Here is an 18466-nt window from a genome sequence, read left to right as displayed (position 1 = left end):
CTACAACACCATGTACCCGCCGTCGCTGACCAGGGTGTGGCCGGTGGTATAGGCGGACATGTCGCTGGCCAGGTAGAGCACTGGCCCGATAATTTCCTCTGTTTTTGCGATGCGCTTCTGTAGTGAGGCGGCTTTGGCGCCGTCCTCAAAGCCCGGAATGGCCGCTGCGGAGCCGTCGAAAAGGTCTGAATGGTAACTGCCGGGGGCCAGGGCGTTGACGCGAATACCCTTGTCCGCCCACTCCGCTGCCATCACTTTGGTCAGTGCCTGCAGGGCCGCCTTGGTGCTGGCGTAGAAGCCCTGCAACGCCGATGGCTTCAGGCCGCCCACCGAGAGTACATTGATGATGGAACCGCCGCCGTGTTGCGCCATGCGCGGCGCCAGTCGCGAAGCCAGATACCAGGGCCCCTTGGTATTCACGTCAAACATCTTCTGGAACAGTTCCGGCGGTAACGCCGACAGTTCGCCGATCGTCGGATTGATGCCGGCATTGTTGACCAGTACGTCCACCCGGCCGAATTCGGCGTAGGCCGCGTCAATCAGCCGGTCGAGGTTGTCCGTGTTGCCGGTGTGTGCTGCCACCGGCAGGGCGCGGCGCCCGGTCGTCTGCTGAACCTCGTCGGCTACGGCCTGGCAGTTTTCCAGCTTGCGGCTGGCAATTACCACGTCGGCTCCCGCCTGTGCCAGCCCATTGATCATGGCCCTGCCCAGGCCCCGACTGCCGCCGGTCACCAGGGCTACCTTGCCGCTGAGGTCGATCTGATGCATTGCTCGCGCTCCCGCAGGTGGCTGTGTTCAGCCTGTTATTGTTCGACAGCTTATGCCGCAAGCGGGAAATATAAACCATCCACTTGCGCGCTGCCGGCGAAGGGTTTAGCTCTACAGTCCGCAACCATAAAAAGAGGAGACACACAGTGACCGTTGTACTGAGCGAAACCCTGGAGCAGGGCATCCTGCAGTTGACCATGAACCGCCCCGAACGCCTCAACGCGCTGGATGCCGAATTGACCGGTGCATTGACGGAGTGCTTCCATTCTCTCAATCGAGACCGGCAGGTGCGCGCGGTGATTCTCACCGGTGCCGGCAGGGGCTTTTGCGCCGGGGCCGATCTCAAGTCACAGGGCGAGGGTCCGGGAGCTGTTCCCGGTACGGATGGCATGTCCCGGCTGGGCTTTGTCTACAAGTACCAGGAGTACCTGGCCGACCTGATGCTGGCCATCTACGACTGCGACAAGCCGGTGATCGCCGCCGTCAATGGCGCTGCCGTCGGGGGTGGCCTGGCTATCGCCATGGCCTGCGATGTCCGCTTTGCCGCATCGGGCGCCAAATTCGGCGCCGCCTTTATCAAGACCGGCCTGTCGGCCTGTGACGTGGGTTGCAGCTATCTGTTGCCGCGACTGGTGGGTGTGTCGGCCGCCTCGGAACTGATGCTGACCGGGCGGGTATTCGATGCGGCTGAGGCGCGGTCGCTGGGGCTGACTTCGCGCACGCTGGAGCCCGGTGATCTGCAGGCAGCGGCGCTGGACAGCGCCCGCGCCATGCGCGAGAACAGCGAATACGGGGTGTGGATGACCAAGAAGGGCCTGCATGCCGCACTCGACGCTCCCAGCCTGCGTCACGCCATGGAACTGGAAAACCGCACCCAGGTACTGGGCTACTTTTCCGGTTGCATGGAAGAGAGCATGCAGGCTTTTGCGGAGGGAAGGCCGCCGCAGTGGCGGCCCCTGTAGCAGAGGCGGTCTCCCTCAACAAAAATCCTGTGCAAAAGTAACATTTCACGGCGCTGCACCAGCGCGGTGCGCGGTCTAGACTCAGTTGCATAAGAAACCAATAACATGAGGAAGCCCGCAATGTCCCAGCACAATAATCACAGCAGGAAGAACCTGCTGGCAACCGCCGTTGTCGCCGCCCTGGCGCCGACCCTGGCACCCGGTATTGCTTACGCCCAGCTCGAGGAAGTGGTGGTCACCGCCACCAAGCGCGAAGCCTCGGCCCAGGACCTGCCCTTCTCCATCAACGCCATGTCCGAAGAGGACATCCGCCGCAGCGGGGCAGTCAACCTGGAAGACCTGTCGCGCAATGTCGCCGGTCTCTCCATACAGAACCTCGGCCCCGGCCAGAGCCAGGTGGCCATTCGCGGCGTGTCCGCCGGACAGGTGGTGCGCGACCAGCCGGGGGTGAAGGAGCAGGTGGGTGTGTACGTGGACGAGACGGTGATTTCGCTGTCCCTGTTCACCCCGGACATCGATCTCTACGACCTCAACCGGGTGGAGACCCTGCGCGGGCCCCAGGGCACCCTGTTTGGCTCCGGTTCAGTGGGGGGCACCATCCGCTTTATTACCAACCAGCCGGATTTTGAAGATTTCAGCGGATCGGTGGAGGCCAATGTCAACACCATTACCGATGGCGAGGAGGGCGGCCACCTCAAGGGGCACCTGAATATCCCCCTGGGTGACATGATGGCCCTGCGGGTCGTGGGCTATGGCACAGAATACGGCGGGTTTATCGACGCCCTCGGCGAGGGCGGCACGCGCAAGGACGATGTCAACAGCGGCGGTCGCTACGGCGGCCGGATTGCGCTGGCCATTGCGCCCACCGACAACCTCACCATCACACCGCGGGTGATCTACCAGGAAATCGAAGCTGACGGCTTCAACCGGCAGGAAGTGTTCAACCTGTTCGCCAATCCCTATACCACCACCCGCCCCGCCATCCAGTTGGATGAGCGGGAGCAGTACCTGCTGCTGGACGAGGCCTTCGAGGATGAAACCCTGATCAGCGACCTGGTGGTGGAGTGGGGGCTGGGCAGTGTCGACCTCACTTATGCCGGCAGCTACACCGAGCGCGACATCCTGGTGAGTCGGGATGCCAGCGCCCTGTCTGGTTCGGTTTCGGTGGATCTCGGCTTTCCCGATGCCGCCGTGACCCTGCCCTCGAACCTGCGCGATACCACTGACCTGGAACAGATCACCCATGAAATCCGCCTGGCTTCCGCGGGTGAGGGCGACCTGCAGTGGGTGGTCGGCGCCTTCTATTCCGATGTGGAGCGCAAGTACGCCCAGCGCCTGCCGACACCCGGCTACGACGCCTTCACCGACGCCACACTGGGCGCCGGTACCGCGGCGGCGGTGGCCAATGGTTATCCGGCGGACTCGCCCTACAATTCCGATCTGCCCTACGACATCGAGCAGACGGCCATATTCGGCGAGGCCAACTACAGCCTTACCGAGCGCCTGGTGCTGACCCTGGGCGGCCGCTGGTACGACTTCGAGGAAGAGCGGCGTTTCACCACCGGCGGCCTGTTTTCCAACGGTGACGACCAGACCGACGCGACTTCGTCGGACGGCTTCAACCCGCGGGTGATGGCCAGCTACGACGTGAACGACGCGGTCACCGTGAACGCTCAGGCATCCCAGGGCTTTCGCCTTGGCGGGGTGAACGATCCGCTCAACCGCACCCTGTGCAACGACGCCGACGAGCAGACTTTTGGCGGTTTCCAGGCCTATGAAGACGAGAGCCTGTGGAACTATGAAGTGGGCTTCAAGAGCCAGTATTCCTCGGTGCGTTTCAACGCGGCGATTTTCTATACCGATATCGAGGACCTGCAAGTCACGCTGGACGCAGGCTCCTGCTCATCGCGCATCTCCTTTAACGTGCCTGAGGCCCACACCCTCGGTGCGGAGTGGGAGCTGTCCGCCTACCCGGTCGACAATCTGCTGCTGAGCCTGAACGGCAGCTATGTGGAAGCGGAGTTCGATTCCACCGTCAGGAACAGCGATGGCAGCATCGTGGGCGGCGTGGAGGAGGGCAACCGCCTGGCCTCGGTGCCGGAGTTGCAGTTCTCCGCTGGCGCCACCTATACCTTCCAGTCCGCCCCCTTTGGCGCCAATGAGTTCTATCTGTCGGGCCTGGTGCAGTACGTGGGAGATCGCTACACCCAGCCCAGTGACCAGGTGGCCGGCGCCGGTAATTTCGTCAGCGGCCTGCCCTTTGGCGGCGCCAGCGGCGAGGAGGTCACCAGCGTCGATCTGGAGCTGGATGCCTACGAGCAGGTGAACCTGTCGGCCGGTTTGCTGTGGGATACCTGGGAGGCGGTGCTCTATGCCAACAATGTTACCGACGAGAACGCCGACCTGTCCTTCGATCGTGAACGCGGCGGCCGCGCCCGACTGGCCTATCGCACTAACCAGCCGCGCACTGTCGGCTTCACCCTGCGCAAGTTTTTCTGAGCGTGCAGCGGGTTCGGCCACCGGGCCGGGCCCGCTGGATTGGGTGCCCTACACATAAGGGGTAGTATGACCCGTGCCCCGGCCTGCTATGCTGGTGGGTGATTGATGGAATTGACGGGATTGCTGCCATGAAACTGAAGGTCAACGGCCGTGCGTACGAGACGGACGCCGACGCCGATACACCCCTGCTGTGGATACTGCGCGACGAACTGAAACTCACCGGAACCCGCTACGGCTGCGGTGATGCCATCTGCGGCGCCTGCACGGTGCACTTCAACGGCGTGCCCACCCGCGCCTGCCGCCTGCCGCTGTCGGCCGCCAGTGAGGGTGACATCACTACGATAGAAGGCCTGTCTGAGGACGGTTCCCACCCGGTGCAGGAAGCCTGGCGCCGCCACAATGTGCCCCAGTGCGGCTTCTGCCAGGCGGGCCAGATCATGTCCGCCAGCGCCCTGCTGGCGCGCAATGCCAGTCCATCGGACGATGACATCGACAGCGCCATGAGCGGCAATATCTGCCGCTGCGGTACCTATCCGCGCATTCGCGCCGCCATCCACGATGTTGCGAAGCAAGGGGAGGACGCATCATGAATCCGGTTGTTCGCCTCAGTCGCCGGCGTTTTCTGGCCCTCACCGGTGTTTCCGCTTCTGGCTTGCTGCTCGGCGGCCTGGTCAGCGGAGAAAGCTACGCGGCGACACACGGTAGCGAGGCCAGCGGGCAGCGCCTGAACCTGTTTGTCAGCCTGCTGGAAGACGGTACGGTAGAGATCATCGCCCACCGCTCGGAAATGGGTACCGGTATCCGCACCAGCCTGCCCCAGGTGGTGGCAGACGAAATGGAGGCCGACTGGGCCCGGGTGAAAGTGGTGCAGGCGCTCGGCGACGCAGCCTACGGCAGCCAGAATACCGACGGTTCCCGATCCATCCGGAATTTCTACACCACCATGCGCCAGATGGGCGCGGCGGCAAAACAGATGCTGGAAGCGGCGGCCGCCGAGCGCTGGGGAGTGCCGCTGGAGCAGTGCCGGGCGGAGCAGCACCGGGTCCTGCACAGCGATGGCCGCGCACTGGGTTTCGGCGAGCTGGCCGCCGCCGCCGCGCAGCAGGAGGTACCCGACCCCGCTGCGCTCACACTCAAGTCCCGCGAGCAGTTCCGCTACATCGGCCGCGACGTGCCCATGGTCGACCTGCACGACATTACCACCGGCAAGGCGGTCTACGGTGCCGATGTGACGCTGCCCGATATGGTTTACGCCAGCATCGAACGCACCCCCCACCTTGGAGGCCGCATTGCTTCCTACGATGGCACTGCCGCCCGCAAGGTACGCGGTGTGCTGGATGTGGTGGAGCTCAAGGCCCCGGAGGGCGCGCCAGGCTTCAATAATGTTGAAGGCCTGGCGGTTATCGCCCGCAATACCTGGAGCGCCCTGAAGGGGCGCAAGGCCCTGCAGGTCAAGTGGACCCCCAGCGAGCACAGCGAGCACAACTCGGAAGCCTACCTGGACGCCCTGCAGGAGAAAGTCCGCTCCGGACCCGGCCAGGTGGCCCGTGAACGGGGCGATGTGGACGCCGCCCTGGCCACTGCCGGCAAGGTGATTGAAGCGGGTTATCGCACGCCCTACCTGGCTCACGCACCCATGGAGCCGCCGGTAACTATCGCCGTTGTGCGCGGTGAGGGCTGCGAGTTGTGGGCGCCGACCCAGAACCCGCAGGCGACCCAGGCGGCCGTTGCCGCCGCCCTGGGCCTCGACAAGGCCATGGTCAAGGTGCATGTCACCCTGCTTGGCGGGGGCTTCGGTCGCAAGTCCAAGCCCGACTTCTCGGTGGAGGCGGCGCGGCTTGCCGCCCACGTCGGCAAACCGGTACAGGTGGCCTGGACCCGCGGAGACGATATTCGCCACGATTACTACCACTCCTGCAGCGCGATGTTCCTGCGGGCGGCGCTGGACGAGGAGGGCAATACCACTGCCTGGCTGGCGCGCCAGGCCACGCCACCGATTGGCTCCACCTTTGACACCTCGGTCAACCTGATGGAGGACGGCGACCTCAGCCAGACCTTCGGCAGTGTTCCCTTCGCGGTTCCCAACCTGCGGGTGGAGAGCCACGAGGCGCCGGCCCATACCCGCATCGGCTGGCTGCGCTCGGTCTACAACATTCCCTTTGCCTTCGGTGTCTGCAGCTTTGTCGACGAGCTGGCCCACGCCGCCGGGCGCGACCCGGCGGAATACTGGGAGGCGATGATCGGCGAGGATCGCCACCTGGACTTTGCCCCGGAGGGCTTCGAGTTCAGCAACTACGGCCGACCCATTGCTGAGTATCCCTACGACACCGCGCGCCTGAAAAACGTACTGCGCACCCTGGTGGCGAACATCCCCTGGGGTGAAAAACTGCCGGCCGGCCAGGGCTGGGGACTGGCGGTCACCCGCAGTTTCCTGAGTTACGTGGCGGTGGCCAGCAAGGTATCGGTTGCGGACGGCAAGTTACAGGTGCTGGAAATGCACGGTGTGATCGATGCCGGCACGGTGGTGAATCCGGACCGGGTGCAAGCCCAGATGGAGGGCGGCATGATTTTTGGTCTCAGCGTTGCCCTGCTGGGCCAGATTGATTTCGAGGGTGGAGCGGTCAAGCAGTCCAATTACCACGACTACCCCGTGGCGCGTATCCAGCACACACCGAAGACCATTCGCAGCCACATCGTACCCAGCGAGGCTCTGCCGGCGGGGGTGGGCGAGCCGGGGGTGCCGCCGGTTGCACCGAGTATCGCCAATGCCGTGTTTGCTGCCACCGGCAAGCGGATCCGGGAACTGCCCTTGTCGCAACACTTTAGCGTCTGAAACCGCCGCATTTCGGCGGGACCCTTGCTACAATCGCCCCCGCATAAAACCTGAAGCGGGGACGTAGATGAAGCTGTTTAAACTGGGCCTGGTGCCACAGATACTGATCGGTGTGGTGGCGGGGGCCCTGCTGGGCATGGCGGCTCCGGCGGTGGCGGAACCCCTGGGGCTGCTGGGCCAGCTCTTTGTCGGCATGCTCAAGGCGGTGGCGCCCCTGCTGGTGATGTTGCTGGTCATGTCGGCCATCGCCAACCGCCACGAGAGCGGCGCCGATGGCCGCAAGGGGCTATTGACTCTCCTGCTGTATCTGGCGGGCACTATCAGTGCCGCGGTGGTGGCGCTGCTGATGAGCCAGTGGTTCCCCCAGACCATTACCCTGACCGATGTTGCCGAGGGCAGCCCCCCCGTGGCGGTGGCCGCGGTGCTGGCCGACGTGCTGTTCAAGCTGATCGACAACCCGGTCAATGCCCTGCTGACCGGTAATTTCCTCGGTTGCCTGACCTGGGCCATACTGTTGGGCATCAGTTTTCGCCGCGCGTCGGCGGCCTTCAAGGAACACCTGCAGACACTGGCGGACGGGGTGAGCGACATTGTGCGCTACGTCATCCGCCTGGCGCCCCTGGGGATCTTTGGCCTGGTCTGCGTGACCGTGGCCACCACCGGGGTCGAGGCGCTGGCCGGCTATGCCAGCCTCGCCCTGCTGCTGGTGGCCTGTATGCTGATTGTGGCGCTGGTGGTGAACCCCCTGATCGTCTACCTGCTGACCCGTCGCAACCCTTACCCGGTGGTGCTGCAGTGCCTGGAGGAATCGGGCATTACCGCGTTCTTTACCCGCAGTTCCGCCGCCAACATCCCGGTGAACCTGGCGCTGGCGAAAAAGCTCGGTATCAGCGAGGAGCTGTACTCGGTGACCATCCCGGTGGGGGCAACGGTGAATATGGCCGGCGCCGCCATCACCATCACTGTACTTACCCTCGCGGCGGCCAATACCCTGGGTATCGAGGTCTCCTTTGCCACCGCCCTGTTGCTGTGCGTGATCGCGGCCCTGTCCGCCTGCGGCGCCAGTGGCGTGCCCTCCGGCAGCCTGTTGCTGGTGCCCCTGGCCTGTTCCCTGTTCGGCATCTCGGTGGATGTGGCGATGCAGGTGGTGGCGGTCGGCTTTATCATCAGCGTGATTCAGGACTCGGCGGAAACCGCCCTCAACTCCAGCACCGATGTCATCTATACCTACGCGGTGGATCAGCGCGGCGGGGCAGACGGCTAGTCCTCGTCCAGTTGCTGCCGGATGGTCTGCAGGGCCTCCAGAGAGCCGCCCGCGACCTGCTCGGCGGTATCGATAAAGTCCTTCACCGACACCGTGCCGCCGTCCTTCGCCAGGGCGGTGGCCACATCATCGAGGCTGGCCTCGCCGCTGGTTTTCTCTCTGATCTCCTGATCGACCGCGTACATGACGCCGACCGCTTTGGCGGTAGTGGCACCGGAGGAATCGCCGGTAAACAGGCCGGGAGACTCCTCGCCCCATGCGGCCAGTTCGTCCAGTGTTTCCAGGAAGCGCTGCTCACTGATGGCACCGGAGCGATGCAGGATTTCCACCGCGTAGAATTCGGCGATGCCCTCGACAATCCAGTCGCTGCGATCGGTACCGTGAATCGAGGTGCCGATATGCACCATTTCATGGACCAGGCTGCTGGTGCGGTTGCCGCTGATGTGCGGCCTGTCCAGGTGCATGAACTGGGAATTGGGCGCCGACAGCCCGCCGCGCCACATGGGGTCGTCGGCGGTGACGATGAGCATCCGCGGCGGGAAATCCGGGAAGATCTTGCGCAGGTGTGGCAGGGTCCAGCCGATAAAGGCCAGGGTATCCTGCAGACGCAGGCCCTGCCCGCGCGGTGCTGCGATCCGCACGTCGATGTCGCTGATGATGTCCTGGCGGCTGGCGATATGCCCGAGAATCAACCAGCCTTTGGGACGCACGAAACTGCGGCCCGGGTCGGTGATCCGGAAGCGGTTGCCGGCTTTGTCGAAATTGTCGTAGGGCGCAGCCGATGACCAGCCATCCGGAAGGTCAAAATCGAGGACGGCTTCCGATTCCAGCCCTTTTGCCGCTTTCACCGCCACTGGCGGAATCAGCGCATCGCTGCGAAACACCGCCCAGTCGTCGGTGATCATGGCATCGTAGCTATCCTTGCCCTTGCGGTTTTCAATGGCGAAGCGGTAACTGAGACGTGACTGTTTACCGGCGGGGTGCCAGGTGACGGTGTCGTCGTCCACCTCCAGCTTCTGCTCGCTGCGAAAATCGCTGTGGCGCTCGGGATCGATATGCAGCGTCAGGCGGCTGGGCAGGCGCTTGCCCTCGAGGCTGATAGCCACCTCGGCCTCGCCCTGCGCCGGGTCAACGCGCACCGCGTAGTTGACCTGGTAAGTGTCGGCAGCGGCAGTGCCTGCGGCCAGTAGCAGGGCCAGTAGCAGGGCCAGTGATGGCAGCCTCCAGCGAAACGATTGAAACATCGGGCATCCTCTGTGATGGTATCGGGGCCCCTGATGGGGAGCGCCAAGCGTAGCAGGGAGAAACGGTGTCCGCCTAGCCGATCTGCCTTGAAGGCCGCCCGGTTACTGCTATGGTTAGAGAGTCCGGGTGGCATTGGTCGCCGCACAGCACGCACAGGAGCAGCGTATGAACGATAACGAACAACAACAACAACCCGAATCACCGAACGAAAGCGGTCAGCAGGAGTCCGCTGCGGCCCAGGGCAGTACCTTCGACATTCACCAGGTGATCGCGCAGGCCAGGCAGGTGCTCACCGATCCCGGCGGATTCTATCGCGGCATGCCCCGCAGCGGCGGCTTTCTGGAACCGGTGATTTTTGCCGCGGTGATGGCCGCTTTCGGCGGGGTTGTCGCCGCAGTCCTGTCACTGTTTGCGTCCAATGTCGGTATGCTGGCAGCGGGCTTTGCCGGCATCGTCATTTTCCCCATCTTCGCCGTTATCGGCGGCTTCATCGGGGCCGCCATACTGTTCGTGATCTGGAAACTGATGGGCTCGAGCCAGGACTACGAGACCGCCTTTCGCTGCTGGTCCGCGGCCACCGCCCTGTACCCGGTGGCGGCGCTACTGTCGATTCTGCCCTATCTCGGCATCATCGTGACCGTGGCCTGGGGCACCTACCTGATGATTGAGGCCAGCGTGGGCGTACACGAGCGCGAGCGCCGTATCTCCATGATCGTGTTTGGCGTGCTCGGCGCCCTGTTGATGATTTCCAACGTCAGCAGTGAATACGCGTCGCGTCAGCTGCAGGACAAGATGGCAAACTTCAGCAGCCAGTTTGACGGCACCGAGGATATGACCCCCGAGGAAGCGGGCCGCAAGATGGGCGAATTCCTCAAGGGCTTCGAGGACGGAGCGCAGCAGACCAGCGGCGACAGTGAGAACTGAGCCGCCAAGCGTCTGTCGGCTCAGTTGCGTCCCAGGGCGCAGTCTCCATTGGCCAGTTGGCGCAGCTGATCCAGGTTGCCCGCTGCCGCCAACTGGTTGAATTGCTGGTGGCCGCTCTGGTAGTCCGCGTCGGGCGCTGAGGCGGGCGGGATACCCTCGCGATTGATGGTGTTCCAGGCAAGCCACAGCTGGGTGCGCGACAACTGTTCTACTGGCAGGCTGCCAAGGCCCGCTACCACAAAGCCCTTGCAGTAGCTGTAGCGCGTACTGCCCTGGTCACTCCAGGGCCAGTCGAAAGCGGCGGCGGGGAGGCTGGCGGCGGCGCATAGCAGGGGGGCGAGGGCGAGCCGGGTAATCGTGCGGTATTTCACGGATGTCATCTCCTGAGTCCGGGTGGCGTTACGCTACCCTGATTCAATCGCTTTGCCAATTCCCGGCCACCCTTTTCCCTGCGCCGGGAGGCCTAGAATTCCCTCGCGATATTGAAGCCAATGGTGCGCGGCAGGGTGAACGACGCCTTCGGCGCTGCCGTGCCATTGCGGTTCATGGCGGTAACGACACCGCGCTCATCGCTCAGGTTGCGCACGTAGAAGGTACCCTTCCAGACGCTGTCGATGGTCAGGCCCAGGTTCAGGTCCACCTGCTCGTAGCTGGGCAGTTCGAAGCGCGGACGCGCTGCGTCGCTGTTCAGCAACTCGCTGGGCCGGTCATCCACGTAGGTGTAGATGATGCCGGCATGGCCCTGTATCCGGGAGTTGATGCTGAAGTTCTGGCGAACCGAGAAGTTGGCGGCAAATTCCGGTGTGAAGGGCAGGCTGTCGCCGGATTCACCCACCAGGTTGCTGGCACCCTCAATGGACGGAATGTCCTCGCTCAGCTCCGCGTTGGTGTAGGTGGCGTTGGCGCTGATCAGCAGGCCGTCCAGGGGCGACCATTCGGTGGCAAATTCCAGACCCTGGCTGCGCGCCTGGCCGCCGTTGGTGAAGAAGGTCAGGGAGGACACCGCGTCGGCGTTCTGCAGCTGGATGTCTTCCCAGTCGATGTAGAAAGCGGCGACATCAAAGGTCAGGTCGGCGCCGAGTTGCCCCTTGAAACCGAGTTCGTAGTTGATCACCGAGTCGGAATCGAATTCGCTGGGCAGGTTGCCGAGGTTTGAGTTGGGGCCGCCGGGACGGTAACCGGTGGCCACGCGCATGTAGGCCATCATGTCGTCGTTAAAGCGGTAGCTGGGGGAGAGCACCCAGGTTGCTGCCGCTTCGTCCGAGTCGATCACACTGGTTTCGGACAGACCGAAGATGGGCGCCGCCGCCTGATCGACAACCGTGCGCGAGATGTTTTCCTGTTCATTGCGCGCGTAGCGCCCGCCGACTTGCAGGTCGATGCGGTCGGTGAGATTGAAGGTGGCATCGGCGAAAACTGCGGTCTCTTCGTAATCCGAGGGGCCCTGGCTGGTGTACACCTGGTAGGCGCCGGCCGCTGCCGGGTCGTTCAGCATCAGTGTCTGCTCAAGCAGGGTGTCTTCCTTGGTGTAGAAGGCACCCACCATCCAGTTGAAGCCCTCGTTGGCGCCTGACACGCGCAGTTCCTGGGAGAACTTGTCGGTGTAGACATTGTTCAGGATGTCGATGCGGGAATCGTCGGAGGAACCCGGATAGGCAATGCCGAACAGGGGCGGGCCAAATACATAGGTAACGTCCTGGGATTCCTCGCGCAGGCTCTCGCCGTAGGCGGTGATCGAGGTGAAGGTCGCCCAGTCCAGGTCCCAGTCGACGCGGCCGATATACTGGTCGAACTCGCGCACCATGCTGCCGGGTACGGCGTTGATGGTGTCGATGGATTCGCCGTTGGCCTGGTGGAAATTGCCTTCGGAAGCGATATCGATGGACGCCTTGTTCTCGGTGTCCTGCTCCTGGGTCAGGGCGGACAGGTTGAGCGTGAGTCGGTCCGTGGGGTAGTAGACCAGTGAAGCCAGCGCTCCGGTGGTTTCCGCCTTGTTGACATTGTGCGACTCGGGGTCGGTACCGATGTTGTCGATGTAGCGGGGATCTTCGCGATAGACGCCGCTCAGGTTCAGGCCGAGTTTGTTTTCGACGATCGGGATATTGACCGAGCCGCGCACGTTGTAGCCGTCGGTGCCGCCCTTGACGCTGTTGGCACCGGCCTCTACGCGACCGGAGAAGCTTTCAGTATCAGGCTTGCGCAGCACATACTTGATCAGGCCGCCGAGGCTGGAGGCACCATACAGCGTGCCCTGGGGGCCGCGCAGAACTTCCACACGCTCCAGGGTGGCCGGGTCGAAGTCGGGGATGGGGGCCTGGCCATTTTCGGTCGACGAGCCGAACTGGACGTCGTTGACCAGTACCGCCAGGGTGGGGTTGGTGCCGCCACCGGTGGTGATGCCGCGGAGAGACAGGTTGCTGATTTCGTTGCCGCCCGGTGCGCCGCCGAATTGCAGGCCGGGTACGCGGTTGTAGAACTCGGTGATGGATACCAGGTTCTGGTCGATCAGGTTCTGGGAGTTGACGGCGGTGATGGCGACCGGCACATCAATGAGTCGCTCTTCCCGCTTCTGCGCGGTTACGACCACTTCTTCAATCAGCACGTTGCGCGTCTCCTGCGCTACCGCCGCTGTGACCGGATTGAGCGCGAAAGCTGTGGTGACCGCTGGTGCCAGAAACTTCATCCGCATGTTTTTTCCCCTGGTGATGCGCTGCAGTGCGCATGTGTGAATTAGTCGGTGCCCCGAGCGGGCCGCGCTGTGCTGGCGAGAACGTCGGTTCTGTCGCCAGGGGGCCGGCAGCGGACCCGCACGAGGGGCCAATAGTTGATAAACACTTTGTAGAAGTCAATAAATAAAAAGCAAAAAAGCATACAAAATATGCAATATATACAATAAAAGTTGAAATCGGGTCAGGTCGGCGCAAGAATGCGCGTTTTGGAGGGCGCCGATTGCGGTGGCGAATGGTGCCCGTCTGCTGAAGTTGAGAGGGACCGGCTTGAATTCAATCGATCAGAGACTGTCTGACATGGGCCTGCAACTGCCCGCGCCGCTGGTATTGCCGGAAGGGGTGCGGCTGCCATTCAGGATGGTCAATGTGCGCGGCGATCGCGCCTTTGTGTCCGGTCACGGTCCCCAGAATGTCGACGGTACGCTGGCCGGCCCATTTGGCAAGGTGGGTTGCGATGTCACCGCAGAAGAGGGCTACCAGCTGGCGCGCAAGGTGGCCCTTTCCATGCTGGGTAGCCTGCAGCGCGAGCTGGGATCGCTGGATCGTATCGCCGGCTGGGGGCGGGTGTTTGGCATGGTGAATTCCGCCCCGGGCTTTGTGCAGCAGCCCCGGGTTATCAACGGCTTCTCCGATCTGGTGCTGGCTTTGTTCGGCGACGAATGCGGCGCCCATGCACGCTCCGCGGTCGGCATGGCGGAGCTGCCCTTCGGGGCGGGAGTCGCGGTGGAAATCGAGGCCGAGGTATTGCTGCGCAGCTAGCTGCAGCCGGCCGGCGGCATTCAGTTGCGGGAGATGCCGAGTTCGTCGAGGTAGTTGTAGATCGTGAACTTGGTGATCCCCAGGCTGGCGGCGGCGCGCTCCACTGAACCGCGGATCAGGAACAGGCCGCGGCGGTGCATCTGGCTGACCACCTGCATTTTTTCCTGTTTGGTCATGCGTTCAACGCTGACGCCGCCGGTGCTGGCTAGCGCCCTTTCGATAATGTCACTGACCAGTTCTTCCATGGTCATTTCACCATTGCGGTCGTTTTTTTCGCCGCTTTCGACAGCGTCTGCAGGCGTTGCATCGGTGTGCGGAAAGACGTGGGCCTTGAGGGTTTCAAGCAGTTTTTCGGCGGAGCCAAGGTCGCGGTTCAGGCACAGCGCCGCAAGCGGGGCTCCCTGATCGTCATAGAGTACGACAGAGGAGGATTTCAGGCTCTTTCCACTGCGCGTGTGCGTGGTGTAGTTGCCGGTGACTTCAACGGCGTTGGCGGTTTTGCGCACGTCGCGATCCAGCATTCTGGCAAAGGCGGCATCTTCCTCTGGCACTGACAACACCGACTGGCCCTTGTGGCGATTGCTCACATGGCCGTTGACGATGGCGACGATGGACTGCTCCGGTTGCCGCAGGTCGTGCACCACCACTTCCGTTTGCGCATCGACAATGTGGCTCAGGGCCTCGGCGACCCCGGTCAGTAGTTGATTGAGCTGTGCGCCGGGGAGGGCGGCGGCCCCGTTTGAGCGGCCTTTGCCGGCAGAGGCGGCCTTGGCGCGGGTCGTTGATTTGCGACTGTTGGAAGGTTTGGCAGCCAAAATATTCCCCTTGGGCAGAGTGCGGAGGCGTGCGCGCTATACGTGGCGGCCTCAACCTGACGTTGAATGCTAACAGAAACTGTTGCCCTGTTGGCTAGCGGCAAGCTCCGCAGGCAGGAGATCAACTAAAAGTATTTATGATCAACAAAAATTGTAGTAGCGTGCAGCCTTGCTGCAGGCGGTTCGCCGCCCGCTGATTATTGCCAGAGAGGTTCGACTACCCATGCAATCACGTTTAACGATGCAACTGCTGGCTATGGGCCTGGCGCTGTTCAGCGCCGTATCCATGGCGCAATCCACACGCTGGGACCTGCTCCAGAACGGTGAAGTGGTCGGGCACGTGGCCGCAGAGCGTCAGGGCTCGCATATCGAGGTCGAATACCATGTCGACCAGAACGGGCGCGGCCCAAAGCACCGGGAGCAGATTGTGCTGGGCGCACAGGGCCTGCCAGTGTCATGGCGTATTGAAGGTACCTCACTGATGGGTGGGCCAGTCAGCGAGTCCTTCGAATATTCCCCCGGTCTGGCGCGCTGGCAGTCGCAGGCTGACAGCGGCGAGCGTCCGGTGCCCGCGCCGCTGCCCTACATTGTTAACGATGGCAGTCCCTGGGGCAGCGTTTTCTATGTCGATTACCTGCTGTCGGTGGAGGGGCATCGCAGTGACGTGTTGCCGGAGGGCAGTATCCAGCTCAGGCAGCTTGATCCCGTGCAGGTCGAGCACCTCGGCAAGCCCCTGACACTGACGCCCTATCAGGTGGTCGGGGCGCAACTCGATCCCGGCTACGTATTCCTGGATGCCGAGCGGCGGGCGGTGGCAGTCGTTGACGACGGCACTATCGCGCTGCTGGACAGCCACCGCGATATTCACCACAGCCTGAAGGAGGCTGCCGATAGGGTGGCCGCTGCCCAGCTGGCCTCGTTACAGCAGCAACTTGCGCACCGCTACGGTATCCCTGTGGAGATCGAGAATGTGCGACCCTTCGACCCGGCCTCCGGCCGTCTCGGCGCGCCGAGCACGGTGCGTATTGAGGGGCAGCGTATTGCCGCCATTCGCCCCTTCGGCACTGCGTCAGCTCCGGGAGTAGGTGAACGGTTGGTGGTCGATGGCGAGGGCGGCGTATTGATGCCCGGACTGCACGACATGCACTCACACAGCACCGGTCGCTCCGGTCTTTACTATCTGGCTGCCGGGGTGACGGCAACCCGCGATATGGGCAACGATAATGCACAGCTGGCAGCCCTGTTGGCGCAGATTGACGCCGGAGAGATTGCCGGTCCGCGTATTACCCGGGCCGGATTCATTGAGGGTGACAGCCCCTACGCGGCCCAGAACGGTATTCTCGCCAAGTCGGAGGACGAGGCGCTGGCAGCGGTTGACTGGTATGCCGATCGCGGTTTCTTTCAGGTCAAACTCTACAACTCCATCGACCCCGACTGGGTGAAGGCGGTGGCGACCCGGGCCCACGCCCGTGGCCTGCGCGTCACTGGTCACATTCCCGCCTTTGGCTCGCCGGACCGAAGCATTCGCGACGGCTATAACGAAATTGCCCACATCAACCAGTTGATGCTCGGCTGGCTGCTGGATGAGGGCGAAGACACCCGCACGCCGCTGCGGCTGACAGCCATGCAGCGCGCCGCGAATCTGGATCTCAACGCCGAGCCAGTGCGGGAGACGATCAAGCTGATGCAGGAAAACGGTGTGGCGATGGACGCCACCGCGGTCATTCTGGAACGCCTGATGATGAGTCGCGCCGGTACCGTCATCGAGGCCGACAGAGACTTTCTGTCACACATGCCGATTGGCTATCAGCGCTATCGCCAGCGGACTTACGTAACGCTGGAATCTCCTGAGCAGGAGGCGCGCTATGCGCAAGCCTTCCAGCGCATCCTCGACTGCCTGAACCTGCTTTACCAGTCGGGCATCACCCTGCTGCCAGGAACCGACGATACCACTGGTTTCACCCTGCAGCGTGAACTTGAGCTCTACACGCTGGCAGGTATTCCGGCGGCGAAGGTGCTGTCCATGGCAACGCTTGACGCCGCCCGGCATCTCGGCACCGATGCGCAGACCGGCAGTATCGAAGTTGGCAAGTTGGCCGATCTGGTATTGCTGGCTGAGGATCCCACCCGGGATATCAAAGCCATCAAGCGACCGCGTCTGGTGGTGAAAGGTGACAGCGTCTATCTGCCAGAGGAAATATACGCAGAGCTTGGCGTGACTCCCTTTGCCGCCGCCCCCGAAATGGTACGGCGAGGCGGCGCGCACTGAGGTGAATCCGGCTATACCTTGCCGGCCAGCGCCCGGCTGATCACTTCGAGCAGTTGCTCGATATCGTCCCTGTCGTTAAAGAAGGATGGGGAGATGCGCAGGTGGTTCTCGTACACCGATACGTCAATGCCGGCCTGTTCCAGCGGTGCCTGCAGTTGCCTGGCGGCGCCTTTCATCGCAAAGGCCACAATGGCTGCACGGCTTTCAGGTGGCGTCAGCGGCGTGAAACCCATTGCTGGCATACGCTCCTGTAGCATGGCTAGCAGCGGTTGGCGCCAGTTATCTATCGCTTCCATGCCCAGTGCTCGCAGGTAGGGCAGGGAGTGGGCCAGAGCTGTTCGTGCGGAATGGCTGATCGTGCCAACACCGACAATGCCGGCCAGCCCCTCATTGGGTCGTGACTCCAGTAGCGGCAGCTTCTCTCCGGATTGTTGCGCGAAATGAGTGATCAGGCTGCCCGAGCGGTAACCCCACTGGCTGGGTTGCAGATACTGCTGACTGTCGCGCCGCGCGTAGAGGAAGGCGGCGCCGAAGTCGCCCATCAGCCACTTGTAAGTGGCACAGGCGGCAAAGTCGACACCGCTGGCGTGCAGGTCCAGCGGGCCGGCGCCGGCGGCCTGGATGATGTCGGCGTAGACCAGGGCACCCCGCGCGTGGGCAATGTCGCACACCGCTTTCAGGTCGTGCTGAAAACCGTAGACATTGGAGACCAGGGTCAAGGCGACCAGGCGGGTGCCTGGGGTGATGGCCCGCTCGATATCGTTCAGGTCGATGCGTTGGTTGCGGGCGCGGACCAGGTGAAAATCCAGACCCCGTTTGGCCAGTTCACTGTAGAGGTACAGCGAACCTTCAAAGTGATACTCGTCGCTGACCACGCGCTGTCGTGAATTGGGCAAGCCCAGACCCGCAACCACCAGATTCTCGCCGGCGGTGGTGGTGGGAACCCAGGCCAGTTCATCCAGGTCCGCATTGCACAGGCCGGCGAATTCCCGCAGGGCCTTGTCGCGGTTGGCGCCGAGTGTGACCGGCGGTTCAGGTGCCCTGCCGGCACGCTGTTCGACATAGCGGATCATGGCCTGTGCCGCGCCGCGGCTGACCGGGTGCATCGAGGCGCCGTTGAGGCAGATGCCCGACAGATCGAAATCGCCCTTGCTGTCCGCCAGCCCACCGGGGCCGGGCCCACTGGCCTGCGCTGTTTGCAGGCTGAAGCTGCCGGCCAGTGGAAGTGCCAGCAGCCCGGAGGTAAATGTCCTTCGCGACAGGGGCGGCGGCGCCGACTGCCTCTGGTTGCCGGGTTTCTCCGTCTGGCTCATTGCCGCTGCCTCCGCTGAACATTACCTGGGTTGAAAAAACTGTTTAGAACATACACATAAAGTAGATGTCTGTCTGCCTTTTTGTT

At 63.0% G+C, this 18466-nt stretch carries 14 protein-coding genes; 8 read left to right on the top strand and 6 right to left on the bottom strand.

The annotated features are described in order from the left end of the window. Entirely contained in the window at positions 1 to 768 is a 768-nt protein-coding gene (locus tag FVW59_RS10340) for an SDR family NAD(P)-dependent oxidoreductase (protein WP_148064191.1), read from the bottom strand. A 146-nt stretch (positions 769 to 914) separates the two neighbouring features. Here FVW59_RS10340 and FVW59_RS10335 point away from each other — a divergent pair, with 146 nt between their 5' ends. The 5 genes from FVW59_RS10335 to sstT all read left to right on the top strand — a co-directional run bounded on the left by FVW59_RS10335 (position 915) and on the right by sstT (position 8326). Beyond that, positions 915 to 1730: an enoyl-CoA hydratase/isomerase family protein gene (locus FVW59_RS10335; RefSeq protein ID WP_148064190.1), complete on the top strand. Its 816-nt coding sequence runs from the start codon at positions 915 to 917 to the stop codon at positions 1728 to 1730. Positions 1731 to 1850: 120 nt separating this feature from the next. Then, entirely contained in the window at positions 1851 to 4229 is a 2379-nt protein-coding gene (locus FVW59_RS10330; protein WP_148064189.1) for a TonB-dependent receptor, read from the top strand. 128 nt (positions 4230 to 4357) lie between these two features. Continuing rightward, complete coding sequence (locus FVW59_RS10325; protein WP_148064188.1) at positions 4358 to 4819, top strand: (2Fe-2S)-binding protein; 462 nt, start codon at positions 4358 to 4360, stop codon at positions 4817 to 4819. Further along, the gene (locus FVW59_RS10320) at positions 4816 to 7062 is read left to right on the top strand and encodes a xanthine dehydrogenase family protein molybdopterin-binding subunit (protein ID WP_148064187.1); all 2247 of its coding nucleotides are present in this window, start codon (positions 4816 to 4818) and stop codon (positions 7060 to 7062) included. Before FVW59_RS10325 ends, FVW59_RS10320 begins: the two co-directional genes overlap by 4 nt. A 67-nt stretch (positions 7063 to 7129) precedes the next feature. Beyond that, positions 7130 to 8326, top strand: coding sequence for a serine/threonine transporter SstT (gene sstT / locus FVW59_RS10315; RefSeq protein WP_148064186.1), 1197 nt, complete (start codon positions 7130 to 7132; stop codon positions 8324 to 8326). Here the strand turns inward: sstT and FVW59_RS10310 are convergent. After that, the gene (locus FVW59_RS10310; RefSeq protein ID WP_148064185.1) at positions 8323 to 9570 is read right to left on the bottom strand and encodes a M61 family metallopeptidase; all 1248 of its coding nucleotides are present in this window, start codon (positions 9568 to 9570) and stop codon (positions 8323 to 8325) included. The two genes, sstT and FVW59_RS10310, sit on opposite strands and share 4 nt — an antisense overlap. A 166-nt stretch (positions 9571 to 9736) precedes the next feature. Here FVW59_RS10310 and FVW59_RS10305 point away from each other — a divergent pair, with 166 nt between their 5' ends. Next, a complete protein-coding gene (locus FVW59_RS10305; RefSeq protein ID WP_148064184.1) occupies positions 9737 to 10495 on the top strand; it encodes a YIP1 family protein in 759 nt (252 codons plus the stop codon). Positions 10496 to 10515: 20 nt separating this feature from the next. Here FVW59_RS10305 and FVW59_RS10300 read toward each other — a convergent pair whose 3' ends face one another. Both FVW59_RS10300 and FVW59_RS10295 read right to left on the bottom strand, forming a co-directional pair. Further along, complete coding sequence (locus tag FVW59_RS10300; RefSeq protein WP_148064183.1) at positions 10516 to 10866, bottom strand: hypothetical protein; 351 nt, start codon at positions 10864 to 10866, stop codon at positions 10516 to 10518. Positions 10867 to 10958: 92 nt separating this feature from the next. Next, a complete protein-coding gene (locus FVW59_RS10295; protein ID WP_148064182.1) occupies positions 10959 to 13184 on the bottom strand; it encodes a TonB-dependent receptor in 2226 nt (741 codons plus the stop codon). Positions 13185 to 13491: 307 nt separating this feature from the next. Between FVW59_RS10295 and FVW59_RS10290 the strand changes: the two genes are divergently transcribed. Next, positions 13492 to 13983 carry a RidA family protein gene (locus FVW59_RS10290; protein WP_148064181.1) on the top strand — a complete coding sequence of 164 codons (492 nt, stop codon included), beginning with the start codon at positions 13492 to 13494 and terminating at the stop codon, positions 13981 to 13983. Positions 13984 to 14003: 20 nt separating this feature from the next. Here FVW59_RS10290 and FVW59_RS10285 read toward each other — a convergent pair whose 3' ends face one another. Continuing rightward, the gene (locus FVW59_RS10285; protein WP_148064180.1) at positions 14004 to 14798 is read right to left on the bottom strand and encodes a helix-turn-helix transcriptional regulator; all 795 of its coding nucleotides are present in this window, start codon (positions 14796 to 14798) and stop codon (positions 14004 to 14006) included. Positions 14799 to 15021: 223 nt separating this feature from the next. On the opposite strand from FVW59_RS10285, the gene FVW59_RS10280 reads away from it, so the two are divergent. Continuing rightward, the gene (locus FVW59_RS10280; RefSeq protein ID WP_148064179.1) at positions 15022 to 17067 is read left to right on the top strand and encodes an amidohydrolase family protein; all 2046 of its coding nucleotides are present in this window, start codon (positions 15022 to 15024) and stop codon (positions 17065 to 17067) included. An 11-nt stretch (positions 17068 to 17078) separates the two neighbouring features. Here the strand turns inward: FVW59_RS10280 and FVW59_RS10275 are convergent, their stop codons facing one another. Beyond that, the gene (locus tag FVW59_RS10275; protein ID WP_148064178.1) at positions 17079 to 18380 is read right to left on the bottom strand and encodes an aminotransferase class V-fold PLP-dependent enzyme; all 1302 of its coding nucleotides are present in this window, start codon (positions 18378 to 18380) and stop codon (positions 17079 to 17081) included. Positions 18381 to 18466 lie beyond the last annotated feature (86 nt).

The sequence above is a fragment of the Parahaliea aestuarii genome, from assembly GCF_008064635.1.
GTDB classification, from domain to species: domain Bacteria; phylum Pseudomonadota; class Gammaproteobacteria; order Pseudomonadales; family Halieaceae; genus Parahaliea; species Parahaliea aestuarii.
This window is presented reverse-complemented; position numbering and strand designations above follow the sequence as displayed.

What these genes read in the sequence shown, in the direction of transcription:
- FVW59_RS10280 (WP_148064179.1), top strand. Translation starts at nt 15,022, where the DNA reads ATGCAATCACGTTTAACGATGCAACTGCTGGCTATGGGCCTGGCGCTG.
- FVW59_RS10295 (WP_148064182.1), bottom strand. Translation starts at nt 13,184, where the DNA reads ATGCGGATGAAGTTTCTGGCACCAGCGGTCACCACAGCTTTCGCGCTC.
- FVW59_RS10320 (WP_148064187.1), top strand. Translation starts at nt 4,816, where the DNA reads ATGAATCCGGTTGTTCGCCTCAGTCGCCGGCGTTTTCTGGCCCTCACC.
- FVW59_RS10340 (WP_148064191.1), bottom strand. Translation starts at nt 768, where the DNA reads ATGCATCAGATCGACCTCAGCGGCAAGGTAGCCCTGGTGACCGGCGGC.
- FVW59_RS10310 (WP_148064185.1), bottom strand. Translation starts at nt 9,570, where the DNA reads ATGTTTCAATCGTTTCGCTGGAGGCTGCCATCACTGGCCCTGCTACTG.
- FVW59_RS10330 (WP_148064189.1), top strand. Translation starts at nt 1,851, where the DNA reads ATGTCCCAGCACAATAATCACAGCAGGAAGAACCTGCTGGCAACCGCC.
- sstT (WP_148064186.1), top strand. Translation starts at nt 7,130, where the DNA reads ATGAAGCTGTTTAAACTGGGCCTGGTGCCACAGATACTGATCGGTGTG.
- FVW59_RS10275 (WP_148064178.1), bottom strand. Translation starts at nt 18,380, where the DNA reads ATGAGCCAGACGGAGAAACCCGGCAACCAGAGGCAGTCGGCGCCGCCG.
- FVW59_RS10305 (WP_148064184.1), top strand. Translation starts at nt 9,737, where the DNA reads ATGAACGATAACGAACAACAACAACAACCCGAATCACCGAACGAAAGC.
- FVW59_RS10325 (WP_148064188.1), top strand. Translation starts at nt 4,358, where the DNA reads ATGAAACTGAAGGTCAACGGCCGTGCGTACGAGACGGACGCCGACGCC.